This window comes from Pedobacter sp. Leaf176 (assembly GCF_001424305.1).
Classification (GTDB): domain Bacteria; phylum Bacteroidota; class Bacteroidia; order Sphingobacteriales; family Sphingobacteriaceae; genus Pedobacter.
On record NZ_LMPD01000005.1, the window covers coordinates 347,350 to 366,904 of the forward strand.

24 protein-coding genes are annotated in these 19,555 nt (G+C 39.2%); 9 read left to right on the forward strand and 15 right to left on the reverse strand.

All coding sequences use genetic code 11. The annotated features are described in order from the left end of the window. Positions 1 to 6 precede the first annotated feature (6 nt). Positions 7 to 1,299: a voltage-gated chloride channel family protein gene (locus ASF92_RS15975; protein WP_056095390.1), complete on the forward strand. Its 1,293-nt coding sequence runs from the start codon at positions 7 to 9 to the stop codon at positions 1,297 to 1,299. A 160-nt stretch (positions 1,300 to 1,459) separates the two neighbouring features. On the opposite strand, the gene ASF92_RS15980 is transcribed toward ASF92_RS15975, so the two are convergent. Genes ASF92_RS15980 through ASF92_RS15990 form a run of 3 tightly spaced genes read right to left on the reverse strand, consistent with a single transcriptional unit; the run spans position 1,460 to position 3,288 of the window. After that, positions 1,460 to 1,849 (reverse strand): YidH family protein, encoded by a 390-nt coding sequence (locus ASF92_RS15980; protein WP_008245456.1) that lies wholly within the window; start codon positions 1,847 to 1,849, stop codon positions 1,460 to 1,462. 40 nt (positions 1,850 to 1,889) lie between these two features. Further along, complete coding sequence (locus ASF92_RS15985) at positions 1,890 to 2,396, reverse strand: hypothetical protein (protein WP_056095394.1); 507 nt, start codon at positions 2,394 to 2,396, stop codon at positions 1,890 to 1,892. After that, positions 2,389 to 3,288: a LysR family transcriptional regulator gene (locus ASF92_RS15990; RefSeq protein WP_056095397.1), complete on the reverse strand. Its 900-nt coding sequence runs from the start codon at positions 3,286 to 3,288 to the stop codon at positions 2,389 to 2,391. The genes ASF92_RS15985 and ASF92_RS15990 overlap by 8 nt, the downstream gene beginning before the upstream one ends. A 144-nt stretch (positions 3,289 to 3,432) precedes the next feature. Between ASF92_RS15990 and ASF92_RS15995 the strand changes: the two genes are divergently transcribed. The 5 genes from ASF92_RS15995 (at position 3,433) to ASF92_RS16015 (ending at position 7,798) form a co-directional block, all read left to right on the forward strand. Next, positions 3,433 to 4,518: a c-type cytochrome gene (locus ASF92_RS15995; RefSeq protein ID WP_082489587.1), complete on the forward strand. Its 1,086-nt coding sequence runs from the start codon at positions 3,433 to 3,435 to the stop codon at positions 4,516 to 4,518. A gap of 19 nt (positions 4,519 to 4,537) precedes the next feature. Further along, positions 4,538 to 4,993 (forward strand): DsrE family protein, encoded by a 456-nt coding sequence (locus ASF92_RS16000; protein ID WP_008245470.1) that lies wholly within the window; start codon positions 4,538 to 4,540, stop codon positions 4,991 to 4,993. 19 nt (positions 4,994 to 5,012) lie between these two features. Continuing rightward, entirely contained in the window at positions 5,013 to 5,933 is a 921-nt protein-coding gene (locus ASF92_RS16005) for a substrate-binding domain-containing protein (RefSeq protein WP_056095399.1), read from the forward strand. A gap of 11 nt (positions 5,934 to 5,944) precedes the next feature. After that, complete coding sequence (locus ASF92_RS16010) at positions 5,945 to 6,694, forward strand: substrate-binding domain-containing protein (protein WP_008245473.1); 750 nt, start codon at positions 5,945 to 5,947, stop codon at positions 6,692 to 6,694. Positions 6,695 to 6,811: 117 nt separating this feature from the next. After that, positions 6,812 to 7,798 carry a YeiH family protein gene (locus ASF92_RS16015; protein WP_008245480.1) on the forward strand — a complete coding sequence of 329 codons (987 nt, stop codon included), beginning with the start codon at positions 6,812 to 6,814 and terminating at the stop codon, positions 7,796 to 7,798. 6 nt (positions 7,799 to 7,804) lie between these two features. Here the strand turns inward: ASF92_RS16015 and ASF92_RS16020 are convergent, their stop codons facing one another. The 4 genes from ASF92_RS16020 to ASF92_RS16040 all read right to left on the reverse strand — a co-directional run bounded on the left by ASF92_RS16020 (position 7,805) and on the right by ASF92_RS16040 (position 11,895). Next, complete coding sequence (locus tag ASF92_RS16020; RefSeq protein WP_056095402.1) at positions 7,805 to 9,196, reverse strand: beta-propeller fold lactonase family protein; 1,392 nt, start codon at positions 9,194 to 9,196, stop codon at positions 7,805 to 7,807. Positions 9,197 to 9,199: 3 nt separating this feature from the next. Continuing rightward, positions 9,200 to 9,796, reverse strand: coding sequence for a DUF305 domain-containing protein (locus tag ASF92_RS16025; RefSeq protein WP_082489588.1), 597 nt, complete (start codon positions 9,794 to 9,796; stop codon positions 9,200 to 9,202). 92 nt (positions 9,797 to 9,888) lie between these two features. Next, positions 9,889 to 11,085: a sulfite oxidase gene (locus tag ASF92_RS16030; protein ID WP_008245487.1), complete on the reverse strand. Its 1,197-nt coding sequence runs from the start codon at positions 11,083 to 11,085 to the stop codon at positions 9,889 to 9,891. A gap of 621 nt (positions 11,086 to 11,706) precedes the next feature. Continuing rightward, positions 11,707 to 11,895 carry a hypothetical protein gene (locus tag ASF92_RS16040; RefSeq protein WP_157263930.1) on the reverse strand — a complete coding sequence of 63 codons (189 nt, stop codon included), beginning with the start codon at positions 11,893 to 11,895 and terminating at the stop codon, positions 11,707 to 11,709. A gap of 328 nt (positions 11,896 to 12,223) precedes the next feature. On the opposite strand from ASF92_RS16040, the gene ASF92_RS16045 reads away from it, so the two are divergent. Beyond that, on the forward strand, positions 12,224 to 12,535 hold the full coding sequence (locus ASF92_RS16045; protein WP_056095414.1) for a hypothetical protein: 312 nt from the start codon (positions 12,224 to 12,226) through the stop codon (positions 12,533 to 12,535). Here the strand turns inward: ASF92_RS16045 and ASF92_RS16050 are convergent. From ASF92_RS16050 to ASF92_RS21615, 5 genes are all read right to left on the reverse strand, one after another. Beyond that, complete coding sequence (locus tag ASF92_RS16050; RefSeq protein ID WP_056095417.1) at positions 12,532 to 12,717, reverse strand: hypothetical protein; 186 nt, start codon at positions 12,715 to 12,717, stop codon at positions 12,532 to 12,534. The two genes, ASF92_RS16045 and ASF92_RS16050, sit on opposite strands and share 4 nt — an antisense overlap. 223 nt (positions 12,718 to 12,940) lie before the next feature. Further along, entirely contained in the window at positions 12,941 to 13,270 is a 330-nt protein-coding gene (locus ASF92_RS16055) for a YegP family protein (RefSeq protein ID WP_056095487.1), read from the reverse strand. 209 nt (positions 13,271 to 13,479) lie between these two features. Beyond that, on the reverse strand, positions 13,480 to 13,878 hold the full coding sequence (locus ASF92_RS16060; RefSeq protein WP_056095420.1) for a hypothetical protein: 399 nt from the start codon (positions 13,876 to 13,878) through the stop codon (positions 13,480 to 13,482). Between the two features lie 566 nt (positions 13,879 to 14,444). Then, on the reverse strand, positions 14,445 to 14,657 hold the full coding sequence (locus tag ASF92_RS21455) for a hypothetical protein (RefSeq protein WP_056095423.1): 213 nt from the start codon (positions 14,655 to 14,657) through the stop codon (positions 14,445 to 14,447). Between the two features lie 168 nt (positions 14,658 to 14,825). Then, positions 14,826 to 15,101 carry a DnaB-like helicase C-terminal domain-containing protein gene (locus ASF92_RS21615; RefSeq protein WP_157263932.1) on the reverse strand — a complete coding sequence of 92 codons (276 nt, stop codon included), beginning with the start codon at positions 15,099 to 15,101 and terminating at the stop codon, positions 14,826 to 14,828. Between the two features lie 582 nt (positions 15,102 to 15,683). On the opposite strand from ASF92_RS21615, the gene ASF92_RS16075 reads away from it, so the two are divergent. Next, the gene (locus ASF92_RS16075) at positions 15,684 to 15,971 is read left to right on the forward strand and encodes a hypothetical protein (protein WP_056095429.1); all 288 of its coding nucleotides are present in this window, start codon (positions 15,684 to 15,686) and stop codon (positions 15,969 to 15,971) included. Continuing rightward, positions 15,971 to 16,552 carry a hypothetical protein gene (locus tag ASF92_RS16080; RefSeq protein WP_056095432.1) on the forward strand — a complete coding sequence of 194 codons (582 nt, stop codon included), beginning with the start codon at positions 15,971 to 15,973 and terminating at the stop codon, positions 16,550 to 16,552. Before ASF92_RS16075 ends, ASF92_RS16080 begins: the two co-directional genes overlap by 1 nt. 880 nt (positions 16,553 to 17,432) lie before the next feature. Here ASF92_RS16080 and ASF92_RS16085 read toward each other — a convergent pair. From ASF92_RS16085 to ASF92_RS16095, 3 genes are all read right to left on the reverse strand, one after another. After that, positions 17,433 to 17,621, reverse strand: coding sequence for a hypothetical protein (locus tag ASF92_RS16085; protein ID WP_157255421.1), 189 nt, complete (start codon positions 17,619 to 17,621; stop codon positions 17,433 to 17,435). Positions 17,622 to 18,331: 710 nt separating this feature from the next. Then, positions 18,332 to 19,012, reverse strand: a complete 681-nt coding sequence (locus ASF92_RS16090; RefSeq protein WP_055909765.1) for an NADPH-dependent F420 reductase — start codon at positions 19,010 to 19,012, stop codon at positions 18,332 to 18,334. 119 nt (positions 19,013 to 19,131) lie between these two features. Continuing rightward, a partial coding sequence (locus ASF92_RS16095; protein ID WP_369817106.1) for an NADPH-dependent F420 reductase occupies positions 19,132 to 19,555 on the reverse strand: 424 nt, incomplete at its 5' end.

Below are 19,555 nucleotides of genomic sequence, written 5' to 3' on the forward strand. Positions count from 1 at the left end.
CCTACAATGAAACATAATAAATTTTTATTTGAACACCTTTCGGTTTTTAAATATGCGGTTCGATGGACGCTGCTTATACTTCCTGTTGCCATTGCAATAGGAAGTATGGTTGCCTTGTTCCTTTGGCTGCTAGGCTGGGCCATTCACTTTCGCTTTCAGCATACCTGTCTCATTTTTCTGCTACCTTTATCAGGTATTGTGATCCACCTGATTTATCAGTCAGTTGGTAGGTCCTCAGAAAAAGGAAATAACCTGATCATGGATGAAATCCATAGGCCGGGTGGTGGAGTGCCCAGGCAGATGGCGCCAGTAATCTTAATAACTACAGTGATTACCCATTTGTTTGGCGGATCGGCTGGAAGAGAGGGAACCGCGGTACAAATCGGAGGAAGCATCGCAGGAATGTTTAGCCGCTGGTTTAAGCTAAATGAGGTAGACACCAAGATGCTCCTTACCGCGGGAATTGCAGCCGGGTTTGGGGCGGTGTTCGGAACACCGCTCACCGGTGCCATATTTGCAATGGAAGTTCTGGCCATTGGAAGAATAGAGTACAAGGCTTTACTTCCCGCATTAATTGCCAGCGTGCTTGGTGATCTTACTGTCTCTGCCTGGGGCATCCATCATACCGCTTATCACATCGATCTCATAGAGAAAAGTGCCTACTTTCTATCTGAATACCTGCCGGTAAACCTACTCCTGCTTAGTAAGGTTATTCTAGCATCCACATTGTTTGGTCTGGCCAGCTACCTGTTTGCTGTAATGGTGCATGAGATCAAGGCCTTTTTTTCTAAAGTATGTAAGATCCAGTGGCTTATTCCTGTTATCGGTGGTCTGATTATTATAGGCTTGACTTACGCCATCGGGAAACCGGATTACTTAAGTTTGGGCGTGGATAGCGAATACCAAGGAGCCGTTACAATTCCCTCTGCTTTTCAGCCTGGTGGAGCAGATACTTGGAGCTGGTTATGGAAGACCATTTACACAACTTTAACATTAGGAACTGGATTTAAAGGTGGTGAGGTAACGCCTTTGTTTTATATTGGCGCAACATTAGGCAATGCACTTTCGACCTTATTAAATGCTCCAGTTAGTTTGTTTGCTGCCCTTGGATTTATTGCTGTTTTTGCTGGTGCAACGAATACACCCCTTGCCTGTACGATTATGGGTATAGAACTTTTTGGTAGTGAATACACCATGTTTTTTGCGGTAGCCTGTTTTACAGCCTATTTTTTCAGTGGCCATTCAGGTATATATTCTTCACAGCGTATTGCGGTACCCAAAATATTTACGGGAACATAAAATATTGACTTATCCTGTTCCTGTGGATTATCATAAAGAGGTGAAATTTTTATAAGATCCTTGACCAATGCAATCAGCAATTTATATCAAAAAACAACGCTATATCGACCGCTTTCCTTCCTCTCTTTTCTAAAGCATCAAGTACAGATGATTTAACTGCCTATGTTGTTTTAATAAGGTAGAGCAGTAAAAGTATACTAGCTATGAAAACTAAAGCGGTTAAAACTTTAACAAAAAGTGTTGAATGGTAATACACCCCCTGATTCAATTGTTCTTTCGTTGAATTATATCTTAAGTAAGAACAAATGATAGTAATTGCTCCCAGGGCAACTAGAAAAATCCCGATAATGCGGGAATCTCCGGTTTGGTGCAGGGGCACTTTACTCCCCAGTGCGGCACTGATCTGCTTGATAAATAGCGAGAATTTCATCACCACGAAGCCAAATCCCATGATACCAATACTGGTTCTGATCCAGGCCAAAAATGTTCTTTCATTAGCCAAATGGTCTCCTGCATGCTGTTTGGTGTTTTCCTGATCTTGAATTTTCATCTTGTTCTGTATCGGTATATTACAGCAATATATTTGCATGTTATGTCAATATCGATGCCAGTTTGGAGATGATAACCCTGGTATCCCGGATGCAAGTAAGCCTGTTTGATTCAGTGCCGGCAGGATAGCAGGTAACTGCAATTTCTTCGATAAACGATAAGCCTGATAGGTCAATAGATTCTTTAACCTCTTGTTCAATGCTTTTCATTAGGATCATGATTAATCGGGGTTGATATGTTCTGATTTTATGAGCTAATTGCTCTATTCCCCCCTGCCTCTGGTTTTTTCTGATTTTAACTGACGATTTATCAATAGGTGTACAAGTTAGATGTTCCAAAAAGCATCCCGTGCCTTTAAAGAACTGCAAAAAATCTTCTACAGATTTAAAATCGCCAAATACCTCACTAAATGCAAGATAAATTGTTCGAAACAGATTAGTATTTCCCAGGTAAAAATGTTTATCGTCACCTCCAGGAGCTTCAGAAACAAAGAGCAGCAGCACTTTAGCTGGCTGATATTGCCTCGAAATTTCGGTAACACTATACATTATAGTTGTAGCTTTTAGCGAAGCGCATAAATAGTTCCGCCAGAGCGTCCTGCTGACCATGAAGCTGAATGAAATGAAACGGCCTTTCGATAACCATATCCTTGATATCTATGATGCGGCATTCATTATTCTTGAGCTCTTTCAATATGGAGTGGATAGATAAAAAAGCCAGGCATTTGCTGTGAATCAAATAGGATTTAATGCTTTCGGTACTACCTAACTGCATTTCTATATTTAAGTCCCCCACCTTTATCTGGTGTGCTTTTAAAGCATATGCAATAACATCTAGTGTACCAGAACCAGGTTCACGAAGTAATAAATCATAATCCTTCAACTCATTCGGTTTGATCATTTCCTTTTTCATGGCATAATTGTGACCAGAACACACCAGCACCAGCTCGTCTTTTAGATATTGTTCGTATTTAATCTGTGGGTTCCGGGAGATGCCTTCAATGATTCCAAAATCTATTTCCTTAGCAATCAAACGCTGCTCTACATCTTCTGTGTTTCCGGTAACCAGTTGAATTTGTATATCCTTAAACTTATTGTGAAACTGTGCCAATACAGGTGGAATGATATATTGTGCCACAGTACTGCTGGCACCAATCCTCAATATTCCTTTATGCTGTTTAGTAAGTAGATTCATATCATATTCCAGTTCCCGGTAAGTTCCAAAAATCTGTTCTGCGTAATGCAACAATAATTCGCCGGCTGGGGTGAGGCTGATTTTTTTGTTTCCACTGCGTTCAAATAATGACATTTTGAACTCCTGCTCTAATTCTTTAATGTGTTTGGTTACAGCAGGCTGACTGATAAATAACTCTGCCGAGGCCTTTGTAAAATTCAGCCTTTTAGCGACAGCATAAAATACTTGCAAACGGAAATCTATCATACACGGTTTTAGTAGATAACCTAAGATACAAACAATTTGTTTCAACGGGTACTGACATCATAACCTTACGTTATCATCAATAACTTTTTATGCTTTTTCTGATGAGTAGAATAAATGCACATTTGTAACAGAAAAATATTGGTTATGAATAAGGAATCAACAGAAAAAGAAATCAGACAAGCACTTATATATACAGCCAGGACAACGGCTATCATTGCGTTTCTATTTGTTGCTTGTGGAACCATTTTCATCTGCACTTTATTTTTTAATGGGCAGCCAGATGTAGTGACAGCAAAAACCAAACAGGATGTGGAAACCGGTATAGCTGCTGTTAACGTCAAAAGCCAGGTTGTACCTGCTGATGCCTGGAAAGCGCCTGATGAAAATACGATTCCGGCGGACACCAAGTACGGCCAGATGATCAGGTATGGCAAAGAATTAATAGCACATACGAGCAAATATTTTGGGCCAAATGGATCCATAGCCCGTATTACAAATGGTATGAATTGTCAGAATTGTCACCTCGAGGGTGGAACCAAACTGTTCGGAAATAATTATGCTGGTTTTATTTCCAGTTTTCCTAAAATGAGTGGCAGATCAGGAAAGGTTGAACCTGCATCGGCACGTATTGCAGAGTGCTTCAATCGAAGTCTTGCAGGCAAAGTACCAGACGAATCTAGTAAAGAGATACAGGCAATGCTGGCTTATATGAAATGGCTTGGAACAGGTGTAAAAAAAGGGGAGAAAGTGTTTGGAACGGGAACCGAAAAATTAAAATTCCTGGATAGGGCAGCGAATGTCAAACATGGAGCGATTTTATATACCAGTAAATGTCAAAGTTGTCATGGTGCAAATGGTGAGGGAATACTCGGTGAAGACAAACTAACTTATGTTTATCCGCCATTATGGGGCAAACACAGCTACAATGATGGCGCAGGGATGTATAGACTCAGTAACTTTGCGGGGTTCGTAAAGAACAATATGCCATATGGTGCCAGATATGGAGATGCGCAGTTAAGTGATGAGGAGGCCTGGGATCTCGCTGCTTTTGTGAACTCACAGCCAAGACCACATAAAGATCAGGGAAAAGATTACCCTGATTTGTTAAAAAAACCTTTTGATGCGCCATACGGACCATATGCCGACAAATTTTCTGAAAATCAACATAAGTATGGTCCATTTGCACCAATTGTAACCTCCGAAAAACAAGTAAAACTAACAACTAAATAAATCATCAAAATCTAAAATCATGAAAAAAATAACCTTAATCTGTACATTATTTTTGCTGATCGCAGCAACCTCGGCCACTTTTGCCCAAGCTACACCTGCTAATTTTACAGGGGCAAAAGCCACCCTGAAAAATTATAAGGCACTGTATGTAATCAATAACGGTGATGAGAAAAAGATTGCAGGAACACTTCGAAACCTAAAAAATGCACTCGACGATCCCAGGTTAAAAGGGAAAATCAATGCAGAACTTATTGCCTTTGGAGATGGCGTAGCTGTTTACCAGAAGAACGGATCTTTTGAAAAAACATTGTTAGAACTGCAATCCAGAGGAGTAATTCTTGCACAATGTGAAAATACCGTCAGAGAAAGGAAAATCGAAAAAAATACCTTATTTGATTTTATCAGTTATGTACCCAGCGGCAATGGTGAAATCATCATCCGTCAATATCAGGGATGGGCAGTTGTACATCCTTAAACCAAATAATTAGAAAATCATGAAATATATAAATCACACCTTTTTAGTCACAGTTGCATTTTTATTGCTTTGTGGAAATGTTAAGGCCCAGGATCATCGCTTTGATCCGCCCTGGAATACTCCACCTGAAAGTAAAGTTCAGTTCACAGTACCTGGAGTAGACAATGTGCCTGATCTTTTTGGAGACATTAATGATCCCCAACTGGTGGTTTTCTTTGCCGGTAACCAGTTTATGTGCATTGACGAATTAATTGCAGCCTTTAAAAAGTCATATCCACATTATCAGCGGGTATTTGCCGAAACGCTTCCCCCAGGCATTTTAGCCCAACAAATAAAAACCGGTAGCATTGTGGTGGGCAACATGAGAATTACCTTAAAGCCGGATGTTTATACAGCTGGTAAGAACCGGATAGACATGACCCCTGAATGGTTTAGCAAAACGACTTTATATGCTAGAAACAGGTTGGCAATCATGGTCCAAAAGGGAAATCCGAAGGCATTGAAGTCACTCAAAGATTTAGCAAATAAAGAGCTGAGGATCAGTATGCCCAATCCAGAGAATGAAGGGATCGGTAAACGTATTGAAGAAGCCTATGTGAAAGCTGGAGGGGAAACATTAAAATCTACCATCATGGAAGATAAAGTTAAAGATAAGACTACTTATCTTACCATGATCCATCATCGCCAATCACCAATGAGGATCCTATACAACGAAAGTGACGCCGCTCCAGTATGGTATACTGAGGCCTACTATCAGAAAATGATTGGCCATCCTGTTGAGCTCATTGAAATTCCTGAAAAAGAGAATATCCATGCGCAATATATAGCGGGACAGTTAAAAGATGCGCCACATCCGGCCGCTGCAAAAGATTTTATGGATTTTTTGATCAGTCCGCAGGCTGCTGCCATCTACAAAAAGTTTGGTTTTGATTTACCTTAAACATAAACACAATGAAAAATATATTTTTAACCATATTGTCAGTCGTTGCTGTAGTGACCATTGGGAATGCACAAATCCCAAACGATACTTTATATGTCTATGGTCCCGGTGGGCCGCTCGGACCGATCAATGAATGTGCGAAGGTTTTTGGAAAGCAGCATGATATCGTAATTAAAGTCACTGCCGGGCCAGATAATGAATGGATGCCGGATGCAATGAAACATGCAGATCTGTTCTTTGGAGGAGCAGAATACATGCTTTCAAAATTCATGTCTGACCACCCAAACATGATAGTGGCGAACTCTCGGACAGAGTTATATAAACGTGCGGCAGCGATCCTGGTACGGCCCGGCAATCCTAAAAACATCAAAAATCTGGGCGATCTCTGTAAACCAGGTGTGAAAATTCTTGATGTGAATGGGGCTGGGCAAATGGGGCTTTGGGAAGATTTGGCAGGTCGACAAGATCTGATTGCAAACATACAGCAGCGTATAGCAGGTACATTTGCAAATTCGGCATTGGGTATTGCTGCATGGAAAAATGATCCTCAATATGATGCCTGGATAACATTTGGCTCCTGGCATAACCGTTTACCAGACCTCACCTCAATGGTTAGGATTCCTGTTACACAAACAGTCTATAGAGGTACACCTGTAGTGAGGGGTAGCACTGGTACGCATAAGTCGGAAACTGAGGATTTTATCAAGTTTATGCAATCCGATAAAGGACATCTCATTTTCAAAAAATGGGGTTGGGAATAAATAATGTCTAAAAACTTATCTTCTATAACATGAAGTTATGGAAGATAAGTTTTAATGATTTGATCGGGGTTTATTAGTTATGGATCTTTGAATTAGAAAATAAAGACAATCAAAATTATGACACAAATCAAAGACAATTCAAATTCTTCTAAAATAAAGGCGGGTAACCTGCTAAACTTAAATTTAAACACCCGTAAAATTATCTTCATCCTGGCAGTTTTGCTGTGCCTCTTTCCATTTATGTCGCCTCCTTTAGCCTTATTGCTAGGATTAGTATTGGCGCAACTAATGGAACATCCCTATCTGCATTTAAATCACAAGGCCACAAACCTGCTGCTAAAAATTTCTGTTGTCGGGCTAGGATTTGGAATGAATGTATTCAGTGCAATGAAAGCAGGAAAAGAAGGCGTACTGTTTACCGTAGTTTCTATTTTCGGAGTGCTTATCATTGGTTTTATCCTGGGAAAAGTATTTAAAATAGAACGTAAAACATCTTTTTTGATATCAGCTGGAACGGCGATCTGTGGTGGAAGTGCTATTGCTGCATTGTCGCCTGTAATGAACGCAGAAGAAAAACAGATCTCCGTTGCAATGGGTACTGTTTTTATACTCAACTCGGTGGCCTTATTTCTTTTCCCCGCTATCGGACATGCGCTTAACTTGTCACAGTCACAATTTGGTATGTGGTGTGCCATTGCTATTCACGATACCAGTTCTGTTGTTGGGGCAGCCAGTAAATATGGTGAACAAGCACTACAGATAGCCACAACTGTTAAGTTAGCCAGAGCACTATGGATTGTTCCCGTAGCGTTTGGTACATCTTTCCTGTTCAAAAGCAACAATAGCAAAGTTAGTATACCCTATTTTATAGGGCTATTTATCCTGGCAATGATCGCCAACACCTACTTACCTTTTATTAAGCCTTTTGCGCCCTACTTTGTAGCATTAGCAAAAGCAGGCTTAACTTTAACCTTGTTCCTGATAGGAAGCGGACTCTCATTTACTATCTTGAAAGCAGTGGGGATAATGCCACTGTTACAAGGCGTAATTTTATGGATAGTAATTTCAAGTGCTGCATTATGGGCAGTTATATCTTTGGTTTAAAATACATTAGTTACTGATCATCACCAGCTTTTTTGAAAGATCATCAATAAGAACCACATGTTTATAATCGGCGCCACCTGTTCCTACACTCTTAATTATCCCCGAGGATTGACCGCTAAAAGCTCCTTTTTCATCGGTCTTAAAAGAATTGATGACATAATCTGCGTTAAACGTATCATTTGAGGAGTTGGTTAACGCTAAAGTATACGAAGTATTTGGCTCGAGTTTTTTAAAGTCCTGTTGGACAAGATCAGTCAAGCCTACGCTTCTTACGTTTAGCATGCCTGATGACATTGAATTATCCTTATTCATCAATTTAATCACCTGACTTTTGTCTGCAAGATTAAGCGGGGTTAAATTTTCTTTTGAGGCATTTGCAGGGCTGGCATTAGCGGCGTACAACAATGCTTGCGGACATTGTCCAATAGCAATGGTTTTTACAACGGCCATTTTTACCAGATCAACCACTTGTACCTGGTCATCATTTTCTAATCCGACATATGCAAATTTACCATCTGCCGAAGTCCAGACGCCATGTGGCAATGATCCTGTCGCAACGCTATCAGTAAGCTTGAAATCTTGTGAAACACTAAATACTTTTAAGCTGTTTTCTCCGCCAATGGTTGCCAGCATCACAGGTGAATCATTAACTAAAGTAAAAGTGACATGGTTGGTAATTGGACCTGTATTTAGTACTGTATGTATCGTATTTGTCTCCGTGCTGATGACAGTGATCTTCCCTACATCCTTATGTGTCAATGCAATCCATTTCCCATCAGGACTACAGAATATATTTGGAGAAAATGGACTAACTACTGGAATACGCTTTACAATAGCATAAGAAGTTGCATTCACTACATCCACTTCTGCAGTAAAGCTGGAACAAATATAAGCCCATTTTCCATCTGGAGTAAAAGCAACCATTCCCGGGCCGTCGGCTACTGGAATTTGCTTGATTTCAATCAGTTTATTTGCATCAATTACGCTGATATACGATTCTCCTCTTACCGATATCCATGCCTGTGATCCTGAAGGGTTAAAGGTTGCCTCATGCGGTGAACGTCCGATATAAACAGTTTTTAAAACTTTATTTTTTGCTGTTGAAATAAAGGTTACTGAATTTGATCCAATGGAAACCGCTGCTAGTAATTGCCTTTTAGGGGAATAACCCAGGCCATGAACCAGGGCCTGTCCCTTATATAGAGGACTTAAGATATCAGGTTGGGGTTTACCAAGAACAATATTTCCTAATAGCGTTTGTGTTGAGGGATCTAAGACAGAAACCGTATTAGATATCTGATTGCCTGTATAAACCCTGTCTTGGGCATAGATTGATTGTGCTTTTGATTGTAGGGCAAAACTGAATATTAATAGCGTAAACAAGGATATCTTTTTCATATGTTAATGGGAGTTTGTAAATGTCTTCATTTGTTGGATTTCTATCTGTTCATCTGAGATAATATTCTCGGCCAGTCTTTTTACATTTTTATTTTTTCCATACCGCAACTCAACTTTAGCCATGTCGATGGCAGCCTGATGGTGAGGAAGCATTATCCTTGCAAAGGACAGATCAGTATCAGACAATTGTTTTTCTTCAGGCATTTGTTCCATCATCACTTTCATCATCTTCTGGTTGGCGTTTTGATGTTGGTTGCCTGTAGCGATAAATCCTTCAGGATGGCTGAGCAGGAGTCGCATTTGCTGAATCTGGGTTTGTTGCTCAGCTTTGATACTTTTAGCTAGCTGAATCATTTCTTTATTTTTTCCGGTCTTAATCTCTTCTTCTGCCATATCAATAGCACCCTGGTGATGTGGGATCATCATTTGTATGAAATCTCTGTCTGCAGATGTGGTAGCTGATATTTCATCCATCTTCATCATCATATGAGCCATTTGCCCAAGGAAGACATTTTTTTTAGTTGCCATTTGCATGTGTTCATGTTGTGCTCGTGCAGAGAAACTAGCAAATAGTAGAAGTATAGACGTGAATCTGATCATGGTTTGATGTAGAATATTAATTGTGATAAACTGTTTATGCCAAACAAGCCTTATGCGATAACCGCAAGATCCTGAAATTTGTTCTTATTGAGCTATATTACATCTACATCAATTGGCGAGATAAAATTAACCATGTAAGTTCTTCTGTCTAAATCATGCTCCATGGGTTGCGTTTTGCCATTTTGATCTGTCGCTCTAGCCATTAAACTATATCTTCCAGTCTTAGCAGGAACCACCCATTCAAATTCAAATAGCTGCCAGGCGAAAGGGATAGCAGGACCAATTAATTTTGCTGGTTGCCATGAATTTCCTTTATCCGTGCTTATTTCTACTTTCGATAGGTTACTATCACCTGACCATCCTGCACCCCTTACTTGATAAGGTTTTCCAGCCGGCACCGCTTCAAACAATACCGGCCTTGATATTTCAGACTTAACCAATGTAGTGGTTACGGGCGTCAAGGTAGGTAGTCCTTCAACACGCTTCCAGTAAGCATATTCAATCGTCTGCCAATAGCCATCAAACGGCTTTTCAGATGCAGTAATTTTCATCAGCCATTTCACAGATGCCATACCATACCATCCTGGAATAATTGCCCTTGCCGGGAAACCATGTTCAGCACTCAATGGTTTTCCATTCATTTCATAGGCGATGATGATGTGATCCTGCATTGCTATATTTAACGGAATGCTTCGGGCGAATTTGATTTTTCCTGGTGATTTCGGCTCTTCTGTAATCATCCCCTCATCATTCCCTTCCAAAATAATGTCTACCGTACCCACCTTTATGCCAGCCTTCTTTAACAATACGGATAAAGGTACTCCTGTCCATTCAGCATTGCTGATCCCACCTTGTTCCCATCCTAAACCCTTCACTTTTGGGGCGAGGTTAGCACGTCCGTTTCCGGCACATTCTATAGTAGCCATTACCTTTTTTGCAGGAAGCTTTTTAAGTTCGCTCAGATTGATCTTTATGACATGATTGGTGTTGCCGCCAATCTCTAATTCCCAATTTGTAGCATCAATATTGGGAATATTAAAATGACTCCTGATGAAGAACTGGTTATTTGGAGTAATCCTGTTTTTTAACGTAGGAAATGGAAACTCCATATTTAATGGCTTTTTCTCTCGCGTAATAAGTCCTGGAAAGTCATTGTCTTCTCTGGTTTGTTGAATCTCCTTCGCCGAAGCCCAGGATGGTATTGTTGCGCCAGCTATCACCGGGATAATTCCAGTAACAAAATTACGTCTGTTTAACGTGTAGTTTTGTGATGTTTTGTCGTTTTTCATTTCAATAAATGTAGGTGATTACAATATAGCCAAAAATCTCTCATAGGATAACTTGTATTCTTCCTTTTTCTTGATGGTTGAAAGGAAACAACTGTAGACTTTACTTCATCGCTGGCCTGCTAGAAAAGACACAATAGTTCTATAACTGTTTATCAAATACTCATCTCAATTTCTATCAAAAAACGGTCGTTTCTTGATAATACAAAAATGGGCGAAACAATTCATTGAAGAGGCTATTGGAATAGATTTCAAAATGATAAATTCCTTGGTAAAACTTATAGTAATTTCTTTTTACGATACTGCCTTTCCACCTTATTGTTTAACAAATTCTCAAAATCAACTATCGCTTCGCAATGCTCATAAAAGTTCGAACTTCCGCGGATTGACTCTACTTAAACGGCAAAAAGCCTTGAAGTTCGAACCTTTTCTTTGAAAAGAGCTCAATTTCAAGGCTTTTTTCATTTTATGATATTTCATAATAAAAATCAGGAAACGAATTATAAACACCTTATCCATTGAAAATGAAGCAATTAAAGGTTCGATCCTGCTTCGGTTAACCGAAGCGGCGAAAAACAAATTATTAATTGATTAACAACACTTTAGAGTTCGAACCTCAAATCATTAGCGTTCTATATCACTATTCCCCCTCTTTAAATCATCCTTTACAATTATCTCTGAAAATCTTTTTTGTGTTCGAATTACCTCTTCAGCTTCACTGTCAGAAAAATGTTTGAACATAGGTAAAGCCTTAACTTCTTGGATAGTAATATCATTTAAGCGACTGAAATTTAGGTTATCTAGATTTTCCATATCTATAATTAGAATCCAACGAAAAAATAGTTCAATAATAATCGACTTGTTTAAGGTTTCGGCATAAACAATTGGCGCATTCAAAGTAGGAAACATAACCCCGTATTGGCTGGACAGGCATTAACGCTGGCCATGATGATAATATACCGGCTTCCAACGGTAGTTACGCACCTGTCCAGAAGTGCCGTGTACGCTTGCAAGTTTTCAGTTCTTAATTACCATCAACACGACACATCAATAAAGATGTTCAATTAGATTACTAAAGCCATGAAAATTGTCAAGCGATTAATTCATTTTATTTGTAGTTTAGCCGTATTAATCTAAAGAAATGAACTTCACTCTCGATAAAGCCACTGAACTTGTAAACCATTACCAATTTCTAATTGGCGAGCCGTTGGATAATTCACAGCGCGCGTATCCGATAACAGACTTAGCAATAGTGCCGGATGATGCGCAAAAGATTTCCACCATTCTGAGTGAGCTGGAAAACGGAAACAATATGATGCTACTAGCGCGGGAGGGTTACGAACCAAAGGCAGTTAGAATTGTAGTGGCGCATATTGACAACTACAATGGCAATGTTGTCTACAATTGTATTAACGATTACATAGAAACATATAATATCGAAAAGGCTTATTAGTTATTCCTCAGCCTGTCGGTATAAAATGCATGTTCTACCGGGAGAGATATAACGCAGTCCATCCCTTGGTTGTCTATGGCAAGGTCTGAGTTTTCGTAAAAGCCGTCCATTTTATCCACGTAAACATTGATGAAAAATCTAATGCGGTGCTTATCTTCTAAGTAATTTTGCCAGTTATACATTATTTACCTCTACGCAATCATAACCTAACAAAAATATTACGCAACAAAAAAGGCCCCCGCAGGAGCCTTTCTATAACTACTTAGAACCCTTGTTAGATTCTTTTACAGTTGTGCTTTTGTGCTTGTCAGCATACGTTTTGGTAACGTACTTTCCTGATTTCGCAGACCTATAACTCGACGATTTTGCCATGCATAATACCTCCTTTCGTTGCCTTCAGAATGTTTACGCTAAATCTTGAATTGTAGCTGTTGGCGCTAAACTTTTGATAAGCTCAATTCCTTGGTTACGTGCATAGGCTGTTGTATAGCCCTCACTTCTACCAATAATCTCACCATTAGCGGCTTTCAAATTAAATCTGTAGTTATCAACCTTATCTGACTTCTCATAACGGAAGTCATAAATGCAGTTCACTTTTACAGACTGAACGCCATCCTTACAGGACTGTTTGTAAGGATAACCCTCACCATTCAAAACGATTTTGTTGTTGCCTGAATACAGGCGGTAATAGTACTGGCCATTAATGGCGCTTTTAAAAATTGAGAATACTCCCATGGTTTTTGAATTTATAATGTTAATGCAGCTGACTATCGGATTCGCTGCAAACAAACCGGGAATGTGTTAGGACTTGCTTTTGAACAAAAACAAATATATATTTGTAACACAAAACGGCGCTGGTGAATTAGCCAGCATTAATTAGTTGTTCCACCTCTAATTGTCTTTTGTAACCTCGGGACGCTACTCGAAATAGTGTCCCGATTAATCTAATTCGTTTCCTCCTCTTTATTTTCTTTCTTACTGCGGATAGTCGATTTTCGCTTACCCAATATGTACATCACATTTCCATCATGTGTATCTTTCTTAATATCAAAACTTATAATCTCTTTCACGTAATCCAGCCCAACAGTATCAAATACATCACCTAAGTTTAGGTAATAATAGTCTCCAGCTTTTGCAACCTTACCAGCCCCCTCTTGTCCATTACCTGAAATAAGATAAAAGACGTTCTTGTCGTCCGTATCTTTTGCAAAAAGAAATTCCTCCTCGGCCTTTAATCCCATTAGATTATTAGCCTCCATATTAAACCCAAGCTTCCCCGTTAGGTGAATCGTTGCTTTTGGTTTTGCTTTTCCAAAGGTTGCCTTTACTATCTCTATTGCCATATACAAATATATAAAAATTTTTCTTTAACGCAATAATGCAAGTTTTCCACAATAAATGTTTTAATGTTTAAAAGTAACACCTTTTACGGTAACCCATAAAACCCTATTTGATTAATGTATATGCAAATATCAATTATTTTAGTTTTTATTTTAAATAAATATTGATTTGAATTTTTCTTTATATTTTCTTTTGTATTTCTTTTTTAAACCTTTTTTAAATATTTATTAAACATTTATGAACAAAGTGCACTGATGCACTGCAAAGCAAGTTTTGTATTCGAGGGCGTTTCTCAGTGTCATCTTCCTCTATTGCCCCGCTACGCCAATCATCATTGTAAAGATTTGATTTACCTAGGTTACAATACTGGCAAAGGATGGATATTGTCCAATCTCAAGTCTAGCGGGGGATATTTAGAGAGAGGTTTTATATGGTCAACGTGCATTTTACCCCTAGACGGAACCATAACGCAGGCCATGCACACTGCACCATAATGGCGAAGCGCTTTATAGTGCAGTTTGTACTATCCATCGGAGATATAAAAGTTTCTTAGCCATGCCATGCGTTCCTAAAAAATGAAATCATAAATCAGGTTAATTTCGACGGGCTTTTTACTATTAAGAAACTTGATATAACCATCGCCGATGCGCTTTGGATGGTAATCCGTTTGAAACTCTCTGTTTACGACATTAGCAATGAATGAATACTCATATCCATAAAATCTTCTAAAGAAGATAAATAATTGGTAAGCTTGCTTATTCCACGCTCGGCGAGTTTTCATGGCGTATTCCTATCAGTTAAATTTCTTCAAAATATGGCCCGACTCGTTTGTTAATTCGTAAGGCTGGGTCGCCCCAGAACCATAGTCGATTTTCTCAGTATAACGGGGGAGCGGACATCTCTAACCATCTTGTATGTTCACTTCCATTAATCATATAAAGTTGGAGCTTTAATCAAGCCTTGGCCGGCGAAGGTTTTTTTCCGCCTCATTAGTCTGGCTTAATAAGAAAATCCAAATGTTGTGGCGCTTGGCGAAGTCCGCTAAACCTTGCACGACATCGCGTAATTGCTTTTCCTTAGTCTGGCGGCTATCTTGACCCTGTACAACTTGCCAATAATCTATTATTGCACCCATTATATCATGCCGCGCTACAGCTTCAAGTAATCGAGATTTCAGCTTATTAAATATGATTCCCGGTGCATCGAGATACCCAAATATTAGTATTAGGCTTTAAGCCTCCCATGTTCTTTTCCCTCGATGAATTCAAGGCTATTTAAACCCGTCTTTACGAGCAAACTTTCGCTGAGCAATCTCATTAGCGCCCATCTCAATTGCTACGTACAGGTGCTTAAGTCTTGCTTTCTGAGATTGTAACTAATGGTTGGTGCTAACAAAGTCTTTCCTGATTTGGCTTTTCCAGAAAATCCGTAAACTTTACCGCAGAACAATCCACCGCCCATCAAAGCATCCAGACCGGCAGGCCAGTCGAGAACCTTTCTCGCATAACTCCTCTTCCCCGCATTTCATTAAGAATGTCAACTTGAGAGATATGCTATCGGAAGTCATCAGGTCGGCACTCATGCTTTGCAGAATGGTCATCGAGTGGTCGTGCGGAATATCTTATCTGCCATTCCTCTGTCTTTGTCTCTGAGGCTACTAACTTCTTCCAATTTCTGTTACGGTTTGATTACGGATTGATAACATGGTGATAAAGCCTGACTTTTCAGCCTCCTCTATAAACCGACACTATTACCCCCGTCAAATCCTGTCAAGTAAAATTCTTATCTTTATATAAATAAAAATTATATGGCTCAGATAACAATGAAGTACACGTTTAAGGACGAAAACAATAAAATTATTGAATCAATTTCGGATAGTGAAGCAATGGCCGCGATTACCCAATTCAATGGAGGAAATCCATTTGCGATGGGGCAAGAATTGAATCTTCTATTTGGCTATGATGTTAAGACTTATCAGTTAAGGAACTTTGAAACTTACTATTACAAAAACACAATGGCGCATGATGGGTACGATAACGGTAAAAACCATGACTTTAACAGTGAAACTATTTACTACTTATCAGAGCTTAGATAATGCCGGATATTATATCAACACCTCATACCGAACAACAGGCAATAACACAGGCAATAGCTGAGCGCGAAAAGGCCAGAGAGGTCATTGAAAAGGTAAAGGAAAGCAGCCAAAACGATTATGAGAAGAATATAATCTACATAACCGCCGGCACCTTGGTACTATCCATGACGTTTATTGAAAAAATATCACCGCTAGCCACTGCATTGAATATTTGGATGGTCGTTACAAGCTGGTCATTCTTAGCAGCAAGTTTGGCTATTAACCTATTTTCCCATTGGTATAGCGCCTATCTCGCGACTAAATTACAGAAGCTTCTTAATAACCTCTCAATAACAGCTGCGCAAGTCAATCTCAAGATTGATAAGTTCAATGCACGTATGCAGGTTTTCAATATATGCACCTTTAGTTCAATGTTTTTCGGGATTTTATTCTTAGTTTTATATTGTTCAAAAAATGCATATCATATGAGTGAATTAGAAAACAAAAGCGGTCAACCTGCCCCGAAAAACACAGACACAATCCAGAAAGGCAGAACCTTTTCGCCAGTTTCAGATTACCGACCATCGGTACCAACCGCTTAACAAACGACCCCTGCACCAGTTGCGACCCCAGCACCTACTGCTCAAACACCACCACCAAGCGACTCTAGCGGAAGCTAATCCCAATCACTAAATTGGATTTCAGTTGTGCTGAGGTTGACGCGTAAAACATCCAGCGCGTTATCTTCCGGCTCGTCATATGGTCTTTGGTAATGCTCGCAATGGCGAATTTTCTGCGTCTTCGCTCTCTCGCTGCGAGTGCATCAGTTGTTGGTTGTTTAATCATGTAATTGGACTTGAACTGGATAAACCGCAGTAGATTGACCCTGTCTCTCCAATAACAAAGATACTATAACACACTATTTTCAAGGCACTTACAAGTAATTAAAAATTGGTGCAAAGGAGTCAAATAAACTGGTTTGTGCATGAATATTCGATAATTTATGGTACACAGAAATGATTTCTTAGTTCTTCCATGAATTGATTTAGCTCTAAGAGACGCAAAATGGATAGGTAGGATCACAATTACTTGAATCCCTTAGCTGACAATTTTTCCCATAATTACTTGTGAGTTTTTTCATAACTTTTCTTTCTTCGGTATTGCCCTTCAATCTTATTTTTTAAAGTTTTTTCAAAATTAACAACTGCTTCACAATGCTCAAACAAGTTCGAACTTCCGCGGATTGACTCTACTTAAACGGCAAAAAGCCTTGAAGTTCGAACCTTTTCTTTGAAAGGCGCTCAAATTCAAGGCTTTTTCTTTTTATGATGTTTTCCCAAGAAAAGAAAAAAAACATGGATAAATGCTTTATTACCTGAAAATGAGGCAATTATTAGTTCGATCCTGCTTGGGTTAACCCAACCGGCGAAAATTACTTTAAGCACTGGTTAACAAGCACTTATGGTTCGAACTGATAAATCGCTATGGTTTCTTTTCTTGATTTTCTTTCTTAAAATGATCTTGAACGATTATCTCTGAAAACCTTTTTAATGTTCGAATTACCTCTTGAGCTTCCGCATCAGAATAATGTTTGAACATAGGTAGATCCTTAACTTCCTTAATCGTTATCTCAGTTAAGCGACTGAAATCTAGGTCATCTAGATTTTCCATAACTAAATTTAGAATTGAGTCCATAGAGAAAAGCTTAATAAATAGACAATTGAATTGTGGTTGCGGTATCGATTCAATTACATCCTTCACAAATTATAAGCTCGCAAAAGACCTCCCACAATTAAGCCTCAATCGAACATGAAATAATAACCAAATATAGAGTTATTACATCCAAGACAACTTAACTTGCATTTAGCCCTCATTTTCAACAATTTGAATTATCAAGAACTCATTATAAAAAACTAAAATTCTTATTTGAATAAAGGAATAAGAATATGAGAATAATACCCTGAAAAACCCATGTTTTAAAGGCTATATCCAAACGATTTAAACCTTGCTGAGTATAAAATAATGAGGGAATTATAATAATACCTTTATTCATATGTGTAGGTAAGGTTGAATTTTTGAAATTTATTCTAGATACTTTGGAAATAATTAATAAAGGAGAAGTATACCTGGTTATCATACTATTAGAATCTTTTGGAAAGGGAATAATGTTATCGATTTAAGTCTGCTTATCGTTTCTGCATAATACTTATCAGTGTCCAAAATTATTTGATACTGACTTATTACTTTAGTCGATAATTATTTTTCTTTTTTTGAATATTTCTGTTTGGCTCAGCGCCGGAAAAATAATTATACATACCCGTCTTATGCAATTCAGGTATGTATAATTAAAGGAATAGTTTTACATCAGCTATGCCAAAATTCTATAAAAACGGACGAATCGCTTCGTCTGCCATTTCAAGATATTGAGCACGCTTGCTTTCGTCAGCTTCTTGCAGCGCGGCTGCTAAACTTTCCTTGTCCAGGTCCTGACAATAGGCGGGCGTACCGGGCTGCTGTCTCCAGGATTTGGAAAGCAATCCACCATCGATAGCGTCAAAACCAATTTCGTTAATAAGCGCTTGAACGGTCTGTTTATGTTCTTCCTGATCACCTGCAACAGATATAGCGATACGCTCAGGGCTTCCTTCGGGTTTTGATTTTGAAGCCAAGCTTGTCGAAAGAATATTGTTGAAAGCTTTGATTACAGCATGGCCCAACACTTTTGCAGTCCATTCACTATCCGTCAATCCCCTTTCAAGATCAATATTCTCTCCATCACGGGATGGATAATAATTACCGGCATCTACAATAATTGCCTTTGTGGCGGCCAAGATAGCAACCGGAAGCTTTTCCAATGCAGTTGGAGGTACAGCGACAATGATGATGTCCTTCACTCCTGCCGCCTGTTCTACCGTCACCGCTGTTGCACCAGTTTTGTCGGCGATCTCTCCCAAAGATTCCGGTCCGCGTGAATTCGCAATTTTCACCTTATGCCCTAAGGCAGTTAAATGTCCGGCTAATGTACTTCCAACCATACCGGATCCGATTATTCCTATTTCCATTTTAATATATATTAGTTTAAATGTTACTTGTGCTTACTGTGTTCTCAATCCTAAGGATAAGCCATTGTCACTTTATCTGCCTTAATTCAATAAGTGAATCCTGAATTTATTTGGAGTAGCTATATCAAATTTCCTGACGATCCTGAGCGCATCAGGGCAACTGTTTCCTCATGAGAAGCCGGTGGATCAGCTTTTATTAATTGGTCTATAATAAAATCCCTTCTGGCAGGGCCTTTTCCTTTTTCAGCTTTGGGAAGTGCCAGTTCGAGTTCTTCTGCATTTAGTTCCGTACAAAAAGCTGGAGTTCCAGGTTCCTGCCTCCACGACAAGGCCAGACTTCCGCCATCTACAGTATCGAAGCCCATTTGATCAACCAGTTCAGCCGCTATTTTCTTATGCTCATCGTTATCGCCGGCTACCGATACAGCTATCCTGCCTTTTTCCCCGGCAGCTTTACCGTTATGCTTGAGCGTGTATCCCAGTAACATATTAAAAACTTTCACAACCGGCCTTCCCAATAACTCGGAAATATATTCACTTTCC

Coding starts and splice junctions, on each gene's coding strand:
- ASF92_RS15975 (WP_056095390.1), top strand. CDS start 7: ATGAAACATAATAAATTTTTATTTGAACACCTTTCGGTTTTTAAATAT.
- ASF92_RS15980 (WP_008245456.1), bottom strand. CDS start 1,849: ATGAAAATTCAAGATCAGGAAAACACCAAACAGCATGCAGGAGACCAT.
- ASF92_RS15985 (WP_056095394.1), bottom strand. CDS start 2,396: ATGTATAGTGTTACCGAAATTTCGAGGCAATATCAGCCAGCTAAAGTG.
- ASF92_RS15990 (WP_056095397.1), bottom strand. CDS start 3,288: ATGATAGATTTCCGTTTGCAAGTATTTTATGCTGTCGCTAAAAGGCTG.
- ASF92_RS15995 (WP_082489587.1), top strand. CDS start 3,433: ATGAATAAGGAATCAACAGAAAAAGAAATCAGACAAGCACTTATATAT.
- ASF92_RS16000 (WP_008245470.1), top strand. CDS start 4,538: ATGAAAAAAATAACCTTAATCTGTACATTATTTTTGCTGATCGCAGCA.
- ASF92_RS16005 (WP_056095399.1), top strand. CDS start 5,013: ATGAAATATATAAATCACACCTTTTTAGTCACAGTTGCATTTTTATTG.
- ASF92_RS16010 (WP_008245473.1), top strand. CDS start 5,945: ATGAAAAATATATTTTTAACCATATTGTCAGTCGTTGCTGTAGTGACC.
- ASF92_RS16015 (WP_008245480.1), top strand. CDS start 6,812: ATGACACAAATCAAAGACAATTCAAATTCTTCTAAAATAAAGGCGGGT.
- ASF92_RS16020 (WP_056095402.1), bottom strand. CDS start 9,196: ATGAAAAAGATATCCTTGTTTACGCTATTAATATTCAGTTTTGCCCTA.
- ASF92_RS16025 (WP_082489588.1), bottom strand. CDS start 9,796: ATGATCAGATTCACGTCTATACTTCTACTATTTGCTAGTTTCTCTGCA.
- ASF92_RS16030 (WP_008245487.1), bottom strand. CDS start 11,085: ATGAAAAACGACAAAACATCACAAAACTACACGTTAAACAGACGTAAT.
- ASF92_RS16040 (WP_157263930.1), bottom strand. CDS start 11,895: ATGGAAAATCTAGATAACCTAAATTTCAGTCGCTTAAATGATATTACT.
- ASF92_RS16045 (WP_056095414.1), top strand. CDS start 12,224: ATGAACTTCACTCTCGATAAAGCCACTGAACTTGTAAACCATTACCAA.
- ASF92_RS16050 (WP_056095417.1), bottom strand. CDS start 12,717: ATGTATAACTGGCAAAATTACTTAGAAGATAAGCACCGCATTAGATTT.
- ASF92_RS16055 (WP_056095487.1), bottom strand. CDS start 13,270: ATGGGAGTATTCTCAATTTTTAAAAGCGCCATTAATGGCCAGTACTAT.
- ASF92_RS16060 (WP_056095420.1), bottom strand. CDS start 13,878: ATGGCAATAGAGATAGTAAAGGCAACCTTTGGAAAAGCAAAACCAAAA.
- ASF92_RS21455 (WP_056095423.1), bottom strand. CDS start 14,657: ATGAAAACTCGCCGAGCGTGGAATAAGCAAGCTTACCAATTATTTATC.
- ASF92_RS16075 (WP_056095429.1), top strand. CDS start 15,684: ATGGCTCAGATAACAATGAAGTACACGTTTAAGGACGAAAACAATAAA.
- ASF92_RS16080 (WP_056095432.1), top strand. CDS start 15,971: ATGCCGGATATTATATCAACACCTCATACCGAACAACAGGCAATAACA.
- ASF92_RS16085 (WP_157255421.1), bottom strand. CDS start 17,621: ATGGAAAATCTAGATGACCTAGATTTCAGTCGCTTAACTGAGATAACG.
- ASF92_RS16090 (WP_055909765.1), bottom strand. CDS start 19,012: ATGGAAATAGGAATAATCGGATCCGGTATGGTTGGAAGTACATTAGCC.